This is a genomic window from Sphingobacterium sp. NGMCC 1.201703 (genome assembly GCF_047784615.1).
Taxonomy (GTDB): domain Bacteria; phylum Bacteroidota; class Bacteroidia; order Sphingobacteriales; family Sphingobacteriaceae; genus Sphingobacterium.
This window is the reverse complement of sequence record NZ_JBLOHD010000007.1, coordinates 327,028-338,869: the sequence shown is the minus strand read 5'-3', so window position 1 is coordinate 338,869 and position 11,842 is coordinate 327,028. Positions and strand designations below refer to the sequence as shown.

Annotated in this window: 10 protein-coding genes and 1 tRNA gene; 7 read left to right on the top strand and 4 right to left on the bottom strand. The window is 41.2% G+C overall.

The window, feature by feature from the left end; genetic code table 11:
- Nucleotides 1-49: 49 nt before the first annotated feature.
- Together ACK8HY_RS16895 and ACK8HY_RS16890 are read left to right on the top strand one after the other, a co-directional pair.
- The gene (locus tag ACK8HY_RS16895; RefSeq protein WP_077437464.1) at nt 50-1,003 is read left to right on the top strand and encodes an acetyl-CoA carboxylase carboxyltransferase subunit alpha; all 954 of its coding nucleotides are present in this window, start codon (nt 50-52) and stop codon (nt 1,001-1,003) included.
- 278 nt (nt 1,004-1,281) lie between these two features.
- A tRNA-Lys gene (locus tag ACK8HY_RS16890) sits at nt 1,282-1,354 on the top strand.
- Nucleotides 1,355-1,573: 219 nt separating this feature from the next.
- On the opposite strand, the gene ACK8HY_RS16885 is transcribed toward ACK8HY_RS16890, so the two are convergent.
- Nucleotides 1,574-3,475, bottom strand: coding sequence for an alpha-L-fucosidase (locus tag ACK8HY_RS16885; protein WP_416134283.1), 1,902 nt, complete (start codon nt 3,473-3,475; stop codon nt 1,574-1,576).
- A 395-nt stretch (nt 3,476-3,870) separates the two neighbouring features.
- On the opposite strand from ACK8HY_RS16885, the gene ACK8HY_RS16880 reads away from it, so the two are divergent.
- From ACK8HY_RS16880 to ACK8HY_RS16865, 4 genes are read left to right on the top strand one after another with little or no spacing between them, the layout of a single operon-like run.
- On the top strand, nt 3,871-4,317 hold the full coding sequence (locus ACK8HY_RS16880; protein ID WP_077437466.1) for an SRPBCC domain-containing protein: 447 nt from the start codon (nt 3,871-3,873) through the stop codon (nt 4,315-4,317).
- 12 nt (nt 4,318-4,329) lie between these two features.
- On the top strand, nt 4,330-4,758 hold the full coding sequence (locus tag ACK8HY_RS16875) for a DUF1801 domain-containing protein (RefSeq protein WP_077437467.1): 429 nt from the start codon (nt 4,330-4,332) through the stop codon (nt 4,756-4,758).
- Nucleotides 4,759-4,768: 10 nt separating this feature from the next.
- Complete coding sequence (locus tag ACK8HY_RS16870) at nt 4,769-5,698, top strand: DUF1801 domain-containing protein (RefSeq protein ID WP_077437468.1); 930 nt, start codon at nt 4,769-4,771, stop codon at nt 5,696-5,698.
- A 28-nt stretch (nt 5,699-5,726) separates the two neighbouring features.
- Nucleotides 5,727-6,548: a VOC family protein gene (locus tag ACK8HY_RS16865; protein ID WP_077437469.1), complete on the top strand. Its 822-nt coding sequence runs from the start codon at nt 5,727-5,729 to the stop codon at nt 6,546-6,548.
- Nucleotides 6,549-6,623: 75 nt separating this feature from the next.
- Here ACK8HY_RS16865 and ACK8HY_RS16860 read toward each other — a convergent pair whose 3' ends face one another.
- Together ACK8HY_RS16860 and ACK8HY_RS16855 are read right to left on the bottom strand one after the other, a co-directional pair.
- A complete protein-coding gene (locus ACK8HY_RS16860; protein WP_108636977.1) occupies nt 6,624-7,043 on the bottom strand; it encodes a SufE family protein in 420 nt (139 codons plus the stop codon).
- Nucleotides 7,044-7,054: 11 nt separating this feature from the next.
- Nucleotides 7,055-8,290, bottom strand: coding sequence for a cysteine desulfurase (locus ACK8HY_RS16855; protein ID WP_175992079.1), 1,236 nt, complete (start codon nt 8,288-8,290; stop codon nt 7,055-7,057).
- A gap of 210 nt (nt 8,291-8,500) precedes the next feature.
- Between ACK8HY_RS16855 and ACK8HY_RS16850 the strand changes: the two genes are divergently transcribed.
- Entirely contained in the window at nt 8,501-9,496 is a 996-nt protein-coding gene (locus ACK8HY_RS16850; RefSeq protein WP_077437471.1) for an acyl-ACP desaturase, read from the top strand.
- 773 nt (nt 9,497-10,269) lie between these two features.
- On the opposite strand, the gene ACK8HY_RS16845 is transcribed toward ACK8HY_RS16850, so the two are convergent.
- Nucleotides 10,270-11,799: a peptide MFS transporter gene (locus tag ACK8HY_RS16845; RefSeq protein ID WP_077437472.1), complete on the bottom strand. Its 1,530-nt coding sequence runs from the start codon at nt 11,797-11,799 to the stop codon at nt 10,270-10,272.
- Nucleotides 11,800-11,842: the final 43 nt, after the last annotated feature.

Sequence of the window (11,842 nt, the reverse complement as noted above, 5' to 3'; positions counted from 1 at the left end):
GAAAAAATGCGCTAAATTAGCCCTCTGAATATTTTCATAAAATAGATATATGAAAACCACTTTTGATTTTGAAAAGCCAATTGCAGATTTGCAATTGCAGATTGAAAAGGTAACACAGGTTGCCGAAAAAACTCAAGTTGATATGAGCGCAACCGTTCGTGAACTTGAGGAAAAACTTGCTTCTACGGAAAAAGAAATATACAGCAATTTAACAGGATGGCAGAATGTTCAAATGTCGCGTCACCCAGATCGTCCACAGACCTATGATTATATCGAAGCTATCTGCGATGAGTTTATCGAATTGCATGGTGACCGTACTGTAAAAGATGACAAAGCAATTGTGGGCGGTATGGCATCCATCGATGGTAATCCCGTTATGATCATTGGTCATCAAAAAGGTAAAAATACCAAAGAGCGTCAATACCATAATTTTGGTATGGCTAATCCGGAAGGTTACCGCAAAGCATTGCGCTTAATGAAAATGGCCGAAAAGTTCAATAAACCAGTCATTACGTTGATCGACACTATGGGGGCCTACCCAGGGCTGGAAGCTGAAGAGCGCGGTCAGGGTGAAGCTATTGCACGCAACCTTATGGAAATGGCCGTACTTAAAGTTCCGATCATCTGTGTGGTTATCGGCGAAGGTGCTTCGGGTGGCGCCTTGGGTATCGGAGTAGGTAACCGTGTATATATGATGGAGCATACCTGGTATTCCGTTATTTCTCCAGAATCTTGTTCTTCCATCTTATGGAGAAGCTGGGATCACAAAGAAAAAGCAGCAGAAGCATTGAAATTGACCTCAAGCGATATGTTAAGCAATGGCTTGATAGATGGTATCATTCCTGAGCCATTGGGTGGTGCCCATCAAGATCCAGCACAGGCTGCGGCAAATCTGAAAGAACAATTATTGAAAGATTTAGCCGAATTGACTGCGAAAGACAGCGATACATTGGTCAAAGAACGCATTGACAAATTCAGTAATATGGGTGTTGTGACTGAATAATGTTACCTCCTTTATTCCTCAAAATAAAAAAAGTTGGCAGCCCATGCCGACTTTTTTTATTTTAACGGGCTTCCAATTGCAAAAAGTACAAAAACGAGCTGATCAAAATCGCTCGATTTACAATCGAATCCACCATGGTTCAAAGGACAAACCGGACAACCAGGAAAAATAAACAGGTAATTTATAAACCGTTATAAATTATTCAAACAAAAACAACAAAAAGATTTGGACACAACCACATATTTTCATACCTTTGCATCACTTTCAAAAACAGAAAGGATTCCGTAGCTCAGCTGGTAGAGCAATACACTTTTAATGTATGGGTCCTGGGTTCGAATCCCAGCGGGATCACAAAGGAAAAGCTAATCAAATGATTAGCTTTTTTTGTTATAGAGGTAAGGATTCGAAAGAAGGGTCAGCCGGGTTCGACCTTATGGAGGCTCAGGGATACGCGCGGGAAATGTGCGGCTGAGCCAATCCCAGCGGGATCACAAAAGGAAAAGCTAATCAAACGATTAGCTTTTCCTTTTTAGTGGTATGAGGGTTCTCCTCTCCTCCTCATAAGCTATTTTAATCATTTGTTAGGACAACTTCCAAAAACTTCACCGCCTCCCCGCCTACAATATTTTTTGCACGCAGTTGCACGGATTGTTTTCCGGACGGCAAGTTTATCCGCTCAAGCTCAAGCGAGTTTCCCCGTACACTTGTAGCTGATGCGGGATCAATTGAAAAATCCAATGTTTGTCCACCAATCTCCAATACCATATCCCCACCTGTATTTTCCACATCTTTAACGTAGCGTATGACAACATCAAATTGCGCTGGCTCCAATACATCGATATTCCATCCAAGATATTGATTACTACTTTTCCATCCGGACACATAGTAACGATCTCTTTTACCGTCTCCAAACTTCATCGGTTGCCCATACTGTTTTGCATAGAAAGACAATAATCGATTTTCGGCACTATGTGCATCCACATAAATCAGATCATTGGCTTGGGGAACAATATTATCTTCTTTTAACCGGACGACAATAACTTCATCTGCTGAATCAGCGGCTATTTGATCCAATGGAATATGAAGTCCTATGGCATCTGAAGTGTATGCTTTAATATTCTTCTTTGAAGACAATAAAGAGATGGATTTGACCGCAGCAGTAAGACCGCCCACAGTCAATTGTTCTCCTTTTGGTTTATTGAATACATGCAGATACAATATATCCTTTCTTTTTGTGATCACCCCCCATTGTTGACGCGGTAGCGGAGCAGGTTCAACGCCAATAACACTCGCTTTATTTTTTGTCATCCATCCGCCTATTCCCCTTAAGATAGCCACATCAGGGGCATCAATACTACCATCTCCTTTGGGGCCTATATTCAATAAAATATTCCCTCCCATGGCCTTCGCCTTCGCCAGCAATTGAATAAAATGTGCCGTTGGTTTGTGGTTTACATCCGTTGACGAATACCCATATGAGTCATTGGTTGTCGGAATCGCTTCCCAATTAGCACCTTTAGCAACAGGATAAAACTCTTCAGGGCGGTCAGCAGTGTTTAAATAATCACCGTAATTCTTTTCTGCTGTCCGCGCTAACCGCCCATTGACAACAATCGATGGATCAGTATCCCAGATCGCTTTCAGGATCCTTAGATTTTCTGACAAAGGCAGCTTATGCGGCGTATCAAACCAAAGCAGATCAGGCCTGTACTGGTGGATCAGCTCTTTTATCTGGGGAATAGCTTTTTCGCCCACATAGCGCTGTGCCTTGGGCAACCATTCGGGATGGTTGTCAAACCAGTTTGCTCCTCCCAATAGTTTATCTCCGCCCGGATTAGCATAATCCCAGTCATTGCCGGGAGCATCAGGATGCTCCCAATCAAAAGCGTGGGAATAGTAAAATCCAAATAACAAACCATGTTTACGGCAGGCATGCGCAAGTTCGGCCAATGGATCCCGTTTGAAAGCCGTGCTCTTGACAGAATAAGTACTCGAATACCGAGATGGATATAGCGCAAAACCGTCATGATGTTTGGCCGTGATGATAAAGTATTTCATGCCTGCATTTTTCGCCAGGAGCACCCATTCCTCCGCATCAAATTTTTCTGGATTAAATCTTGCCGCCGAGTCCAGGTATTCCTGACGGGGAATCTGCATGACACGCATAAGGTGTTCGGCATAGCCACCTCCTTTTTTGCCCTTCCATTTATTACCATATTGCGAATAAACGCCCCAGTGGACAAACATGCCAAAAGCGGCTTCTTTCCACTTTTTGATACGCTGTTCCTGACCAGCCAATGACGCTTTCCACCAACCGGATTCCGCCTCAGCGATCGCGTTTCTATCCCTTGTTCCCGGGTCATTAAACATATCTGCGACTTCATTGCCCTTATTGGCATTATGAACCTGTCCCATTGCCGCCATGACAGTGATTGAAAGCATTAAAATAAGGTAATACCTGATTTTTATCATAAGTTTCGATTTCGTTATTTTAATAGCTGAACTAACATGCAAAGGAAGGCAATAGCTCAACAGAAAAATTGTAATGGTATCAAAAATAGCTCAAAAAGCGAGCGATAGGGTGCATTTTTTGTTCAATTTGGGGTAAAAACAATCAAAAGTCAAAAAAATAAAACCTATTCGTCTCTGCGATGTTTATTTTATATTATAAACTTAAGGACACATAAACAATAAGCCTACCGACCACGTTTCCCCACTGGCAGGCAGCGATGGCATTTCGGGGGGGGCAATAAGCAAATACAAAACAGCATCTTTACACGCATCTTCCTACACCGGTTTTGATTATTTTTATGCTAAACTGATACAAGCTATTGGTATTTATATAATATTTGTCTAAAATTCAGAATATGGAAAAGCTAACCGCAAAAGCAAGTATTCAGATTCAAAAACCCATCAATGAAGTTTTTGAAGCCATAGTTGATCCCAATAAAATGAATCACTATTTTATTAAGTCCTCAACAGGCCGTCTAGAGACCGGAAAAACAGTAGAATGGAATTTCCCTGAGTTCCCCGACAGTTTTCCTGTAACCGGAAAAACAATCCGTCCAGACGACTATATTTCCTTTGACTGGAGTGGCGGATTAGCAAATCAACTGGTTGAAATCAGCTTATCTTCCTTCGGCGAGGGCTCCACTGTTGTCAAAATTACAGAACATGAAATGAACAACGATGAGGAAGGCATTTTGATTATGATGCGTCAGACCGAAGGGTGGGCAAATTTTCTAGCCTGTATGAAGGCATACCTCGAATATAACATCAATCTTCGTAAGGGCGCATTTGATTTTATGTTTTGATAGCGGCAAAAAATGACAGCGAATAAAACCTTCTACAACGAAAAAAGTGTCGATGACTTTATTCAGGAAATACCTGATATACAAAAGCGGGAAGACAGCATCCAATTGATACAATTGATGCAATCTGTTTCAAAGGAGGCCCCAAAGATGTTTGGTGGATCCATTATTGGCTTTGGACAATATTATTATAAATATCCTAGCGGACACGAAGGATATGCACCTTTAATCGGATTCAGTCCTCGTAAAGCGGCCATTTCACTCTATGTATATACTGGACTTGAGGAACATCGGTCATTCATAGAACAACTAGGCAGATTTAAAATGGGTAAAGCCTGTATTTATATCAAAAAACTGAGTGATATCAATACAGCGCGTCTGATCGTATTAATGCAACAGACCATTCAATTTATAACAACGAAATACACTAGGATCAAAGATTAGAAGCAGGATTATGACAAGTAGCATTTCAACAATTGACGCATATATAGACCAATTTGAAGGCGACAAAAAAGCTTATCTCATTCAGGTCCGGCAACTGATTGCCGGAGCAGTTCCAACTGCAGCAACAGAGACCATTTCCTATCAGATGCCTACATTTCGGTACAACGGCAATCTGATCCATTTTGCAATGAATAAACAACATCTCGGACTATACCCCGGTTCAACCGCCATCGAGCACTTTGCTACAGAGCTCAAAGGTTTCAAAACCTCAAAAGGCGCAATACAGATCCCGATCGACCAACCCCTGCCCGAAAAAATCATTCTTGATATTGTAGCCTTTAACATCGAAAGGCTAAAAGATAAACAAGCTCCCAATTGGCATATCAATCGTGGAAATTGGCTCGAAGCCGAGGAGCTGATGCAACAGATTATGCTCAAAATCCCATTAAAAAAAGAGTTCAAATGGGGCAGTGACATCTATACACACAAAGGGAAAAATGTCATCGGATGGGGTGGTTTTAAAAACTTCTTTTCACTTTGGTTCTACAATGGTGTGTTTTTAGAAGATAAAGAAAATGTTCTGATCAGCGCCTCCGAAGGCAAAACCAAAGCACTTCGACAATGGCGTTTTAGGGATGTCAGCGAAATGGATAGCGCCAAAATCGAGGCTTACATCCAGGAATCTATCCGAACCATTGACGAGGGAAAAGAAATTAAACCAGCCAAAAGCGAGCTTATACCTCCCACTGGACTGCTTTTGGAAGCGCTCCAGGCAGATCCGATATTTCATGATCACTTCAAGGCCCTCACACCGGGAAGGCAAAAAGAATATATCCAATATATCGACGAAGCAAAACAGGAAAAGACCAAATTATCCAGGGTAGAGAAAATCAAACCCATGATTATCGCAAAAAAAGGATTACATGATAAATATAAATAAGTGAGTTTTAACTTAAAAATCGACGCTCATGGAAAATTCAATTATACCGTCCATCTGGTTTGATCAAAATGCGAAGGAAGCTTTTGATCTATACAGCCAGACCTTCCCGAACAGCCAAGTCACAGGCAATTCCCCGATTGTTGTTGAGGCGCAGCTCAATGGCGTAAAATTTATCGGCATCAACGGCGGGCCGATGTTCAAACCAAATCCGTCCATATCCTTTATGGTGATCTGCGAATCCAAAGAAGAGGTTGACCGTATCTGGAATGTATTTTCGCCGGATGGTAGTATATTAATGCCTTTAGACAACTATCCTTGGAGCCCTTATTATGGTTGGGTAGCGGATAAATATGGTGTAAACTGGCAATTATACCAAGGTAAAGTCAGTGACACCAATCAGCAAGCAATTGTTCCCACCCTGATGTATTGCGGCCCTCAGCAGGGTAAATGTGAAGCCGCACTAAAGTTTTACGAGGAATTATTTAAAGACTTCCGTAGCAATGGCATCATGCGCTACGCGACAGGTGAATATGATGGCCAGATCCAACACAGCCAATTCCTTGTCAACGGGTTTACCTTAATGGCCATGGACAGCGGAGTCACACAAAACTTTACTTTCAATGAAGGCATCTCCCTCACCATCATCTGCCAAGATCAGGCAGAAATTGACTATTACTGGAACCGCATTACCCAAAGGGGACAAGAAAGTCGCTGTGGCTGGTGTAAAGATGAATTTGGCGTAAGTTGGCAAATTGTACCGGCACAGATCTCCAGCTACCTTCAAAACCCAGGGGCCGGAGAAGCGCTCATGAAAATGAATAAGATCATCATTAAAGATTTATTGGGATAAGCCCGCCAAACAATGGCGATACTCATTTAGAGGCATAAATAAAGGGGATAATGATATCCCCTTTATTTATGTAGGCTAGGCATTGACTTGCAATGCCAATGCGTATAATTTCATTTGTTTGATCATCGACAATAAGCCGTTAGCACGGGTTGGCGACAAGTGTTCTTTTAAACCTATTTCATCCACAAAATACAGGTCAGCATCAACAATTTCTTTTGCCGTATGCCCAGAAAGTACTTTAACCATCAGGCTAACCAAGCCCTTGGTGATAATCGCGTCACTATCCGCTGTAAAATACACCTTTCCGTCTTTAACCTCCGGGTACAGCCATACTTTGGACTGACAGCCTTTAATAATATATTCTTCCGTCTTATATTGCTCATCAATTAAAGGAACCTCTTTCCCGAGCTGAATGATGTACTCGTATTTTTCCATCCAATCCGTAAAGAAAGCGAAATCCTCAATTAATTCATTTTGTATTTCATTAATCGTCATAACCGTTTTTATTACACCAACATATTGACTGCGCGTTGAATACCTGCAACCAAAATATCGATCTCTTCCTTTGTATTATAAAGTGCCAATGAAGCCCGGATCGTTCCAGGGATACCAAAGCGATCCATCACAGGTTGTGCACAGTGGTGCCCCGTACGCACAGCTATACCCAATTTATCCAATATTACCCCAACATCATAGGGATGTGTACCTTCAATGATAAATGAAATCACAGAACATTTCTGATCTGCGGTACCTATAAACTTCATTCCCGGAATCTGGGCTAATTTTTCCTGTGCATATTCCAGTAATTCATGCTCATAGGATTCAATATTTTTTAAGCCAATCGAATTGATATAGTCAATCGCCTCATTCAAGCAGATTCCAGCTTCAATATTTGGAGTTCCGGCTTCAAATTTAAAAGGCAATTCATTATAGGTTGTCTTTTCGAAGGTTACTTCTTTGATCATATCCCCACCACCTTGATAAGGAGGCATTGCGTTTAAGAGCTGTTCCTTACCATACAACACACCGACACCTGTAGGGCCATACATTTTATGTCCGGAGAAAACTAAAAAATCAACGTCAAGATCCTGCACATCAATTTGTATATGTTGGACAGCTTGTGCAGCATCCACCAATACCACCGCTCCTCCTTGATGTGCAATCGAGATAATCTCCTTTACAGGATTGATCGTACCTAATGCATTGGAAACATAAGTTACGGCAACTAGCTTCGTCCTTTCGTTCAGCAGTTTCCGATAGGCATCCATATCGAGCTCGCCCTTATCATTCATTGGAATAACACGGATCTTACAGCCTTTTTCATCACATAGCATCTGCCAAGGAACAATATTCGAATGGTGTTCCATCGCAGAAATAATAATTTCATCTCCAGCGTTGATAAATGCTCTACCATAGCAGGTAGCAACCAAGTTAATACTGTCTGTCGTACCTTTGGTGATAATCACCTGCTTGTCTTCAGGAGCATTGATAAAAGATTGAAGCTTTTTGCGGGTTACCTCAAAAGCATCTGTCGATATCTGACTCAGGTAATGAACCCCACGGTGTACATTGCTATTCATATCCTTATAATAGTGTGCGATAGCATCAATTACCGTTGTCGGCTTCTGTGTCGTCGCACCGTTATCCAGATACACCAAAGGTTTGCCATTTACCTGTCTTTTTAGAATAGGAAAATCTGCGCGTATTTTATCTATATTATATGTTTCCAAAGTCGTCTCCATAATTTATACAAAGTTAATAGTATTTTATCGAATACAGGGCCGACAATCTGTTTTTTATGTCATTATCAATCATCTGGATTTAATGATCAACCAAAATAAACATGACTTAATATGACAAAAGCGTCCCTTTCTACGCATCCTTTGCCATTTTAAACAATTCTATTCTGCTTTTATAATTTATTGCTGCTATTTATTTACCTTTGTATTGATATGCAAGAATTACCTCTAAATTTACCAGAAGGCTCACGTAAAGAAGTGATGGCCTACTTGGAGCCTTTCATGTTAAATGAAATGAGCGAATACCTGAAGCCTGTAGAAGAAATGTGGCAACCTGCTGATTTCCTTCCAGACGCTTCAAGGGATACTTTTTTTGAGGAAATACGAGATTTACAGGAAAGTGCCAAAGAACTATCGTATGATTTGGTCGCGGTATTGATTGGTGATACAATCACCGAAGAGGCCCTTCCTACCTATGAGTCCTGGTTGACCATGGTTGAGGATGTCGATAAAAACGAACAAGGTGGATGGATGAAATGGGTTCGTGCATGGACTGCCGAAGAAAACCGTCACGGAGACCTGTTGAACAAATATCTTTATCTATCAGGTAGAATAGATATGCGTCAGTTTGAGATGTCGACACAGTATCTGATCCAAGATGGATTCGATATCGGCACCGGAGCTGATCCCTACCGCAACTTTATATATACTTCATTCCAGGAACTTGCAACCAACGTATCCCACCGTCGGGTATCAGGACTTTCTAAAAAAAGTGGCGATAAGCTTTTGGCAAAGATGTGTGGAGTCATTGCTTCGGACGAAGCTCGTCATGCGAAGGCATATATGTCTTTCATTTCAAAAGCCATGACCGTAGATCCGAGCGAAGTGATGATTGCGTTTGAAGATATGATGCGCAAGAAAATTGTTATGCCAGCGCAGTTTTTAAGGGAAGCAGGCGAACCCCAAGGTGAAGCCTTTGCACATTTCTCGGATGCTGCACAGCGATTAGGCGTATATACTGCATTAGATTATGTTGATATCCTGAAAGAACTTAATAATGAATGGAAGATTGATCAGGTTTCGGGACTAAATGATCAGGGTGAAAAAGCAAGAGATTATCTGCTAAAATTACCGGACCGTCTAGCAAGATTGGCGGATCGTATGAAGGTTCCTGAAAAAGAATATAAATTCAAATGGATTTACGGATAACAAAAACGCTTGACCAGAAAAAGTCAAGCGTTTTTGTTTTATGGCTCGTTCTCCAATGCAGCAAAATGCAATTTCCGATCAGGTATGCTTTCCAGAAAGCAAGGATATCATACAACGATTGTTTTAGAAGCACTTATTTCGCTAAGTTATATTTATAGGTATTCTATACAATTATATAATAACACCTAAATAAATGTGTTTTATCATATATAAATAAAATACATTATTAAATTAAATAACAACATATAATCTGATATTAAAAACATCTATATTTATTTTCAGAACGGAGTCCGAGTATTATAGGAAATTCAGTTATCCTTCGCCTATTTAATGGGATCGATTCGCCCCTTATTCGGCCCTGAGAGCAGGTAAGAGCATTATGCTGCCGGGATGTCTATACCGTGAGACCGTGTTTGACACGGACTCACCACGGACTCATGGTGCTCTCATCATGGACGCATTTCGAAGCTGATACGATGTTGTCCCGAAGCAGCTGTGGACAACTAGCCTAGCAGTGTGGCGGAAACCAAATGTTTGCATATACTTGTCGTTATCCCTTTTCTCAGTGACCAACAAAGTATATCCAGTCCCAGAAAGCCATAATGAAAAATTTGCTTACAGCAAGTAGTATAAAATATGCACAATCATAAGTTTAAAAAAAGGAGCAGATTCCTGATGAATCTGCTCCTTTTTTATTGCCCTTACTATAAAGGCTGGCTCAAACTGTAAAAACGCGCTATAAGATGCGTCTTCGGTGAATATTGTGTCAGGGATTATTTTACATTTCCCATTAATTTCCGAACAACTGGTGACAATGCGATAAGTACGACACCGGCAATTAAAGAATACAGTCCCAATTGCTTATAACTTTCTGTATAAGTCATTAAGTTATCCGCTAATGAGCTTCCCGCTTTTGCTTCAGCCATACTCGCACCGATCAAACCTGCAACATATTGTCCATAGGCACTTGCCAGGAACCACATTCCCATCATAATACCCTGCAACCTTGCCGGGGATAGTTTCGTCATAATGGAGAGTCCGATTGGAGAAAGGCACAATTCCCCAATGGTAATAACCAACAGTGCAAGCGTAAAGATATCCAATGAGGTCATGCCATCGTGGGAAAAAAGGCGTGTAGCAAAAAGCACGTAATAACCTAAGCCCAGAAAAACAAAGCCCAGGCCAAACTTGATAATGGTATTCGGTTCAAGCTTACGTCTTCCAAGCCAGATCCAGAATAGACCGAATAATGGCGCCAACGCAATAATAAATAATGCACCGCCAGAATTATTCACGCCATTAGGATCGAGCGTCATTACACCAAGTAGAGAATCATTCAGGTGCTCGGCAGCGAAGATACTCAGCGAACCGCCGCTTTGTTCATATATACCCCAAAAGATAATGGAAAATAGGATGAATACCAGCGCAGCAATTAATTTGTTGCGTTCTTCCTTGGTCACTCTTGACATTTCATAGAAAAGATATAAGAGTGTCAAGGGTCCTATGGTATACATAAAGTAGTCCGTATATTGCGTTTTGGAGACCATGATCTGAATGACAGGTATAAAGATCAGGGTCAGCGCATATACAGCATATTCAACCCATTTAGGCAGAGCTTTCGTCTTTACAATAGCATCCGGATGCCCGGGCTGAAGTCCGATAGGTCCCAAATGTCTTTTGGTAAAGTGAAAATTGATCAAACTTGCCAACATCCCTATTGCGGCTAAACCAAAAGCAACATTCCAACGGTGAGGCTCGGAGATAAACGAACTCAGCATATAACCTTTACCAATGGCGACACAAACATATCCCCCCAAAAATGCACCTAGGTTAATCCCGGCATAGAATAAGGAAAAACCACCGTCACGACGGTTATCCCCATCCCGGTAGAGTTCTCCCACCATCGTAGAAATATTGGGTTTAAAGAAACCCGTACCAATAATAATAAATGAGAGGCCAAAAAAGAAATATTGATGTGGATCTGCTGCGAGGAAAAGACTTCCGACAATCATCAATAAACCGCCCCAAAATAGTGATTTTCTAAAACCTAAAATTTTATCGGCAAAAAGTCCACCAATAAATGTAAACGCATAGACAAATGCCTGTGTAGCCCCATATTGTAAATTAGCCTCTTTCTTTGCAAAGTCTAACTCGTTAATCATAAAGAACACCAACATGCCCCGCATGCCATAAAAGCAAAACCGTTCCCACATTTCCGAGAAAAATAAGCTCCAGATCTGCCTTGGGTACTTTCCCTTAAAATTTTGAATCTCCTCTAACGATTCGCGTGTACTCGCCTCCATACTGTATTTATTATTAATCAAAAAAGCTTCTTTCGTAAAAGAA

Bases quoted from the DNA above. Each gene is read 5' to 3' on its own strand.
- ACK8HY_RS16895 (WP_077437464.1), top strand. From the start codon at position 50: ATGAAAACCACTTTTGATTTTGAAAAGCCAATTGCAGATTTGCAATTG.
- ACK8HY_RS16845 (WP_077437472.1), bottom strand. From the start codon at position 11,799: ATGGAGGCGAGTACACGCGAATCGTTAGAGGAGATTCAAAATTTTAAG.
- ACK8HY_RS16855 (WP_175992079.1), bottom strand. From the start codon at position 8,290: ATGGAGACGACTTTGGAAACATATAATATAGATAAAATACGCGCAGAT.
- ACK8HY_RS16870 (WP_077437468.1), top strand. From the start codon at position 4,769: ATGACAAGTAGCATTTCAACAATTGACGCATATATAGACCAATTTGAA.
- ACK8HY_RS16880 (WP_077437466.1), top strand. From the start codon at position 3,871: ATGGAAAAGCTAACCGCAAAAGCAAGTATTCAGATTCAAAAACCCATC.
- ACK8HY_RS16850 (WP_077437471.1), top strand. From the start codon at position 8,501: ATGCAAGAATTACCTCTAAATTTACCAGAAGGCTCACGTAAAGAAGTG.
- ACK8HY_RS16865 (WP_077437469.1), top strand. From the start codon at position 5,727: ATGGAAAATTCAATTATACCGTCCATCTGGTTTGATCAAAATGCGAAG.
- ACK8HY_RS16860 (WP_108636977.1), bottom strand. From the start codon at position 7,043: ATGACGATTAATGAAATACAAAATGAATTAATTGAGGATTTCGCTTTC.
- ACK8HY_RS16875 (WP_077437467.1), top strand. From the start codon at position 4,330: ATGACAGCGAATAAAACCTTCTACAACGAAAAAAGTGTCGATGACTTT.
- ACK8HY_RS16885 (WP_416134283.1), bottom strand. From the start codon at position 3,475: ATGATAAAAATCAGGTATTACCTTATTTTAATGCTTTCAATCACTGTC.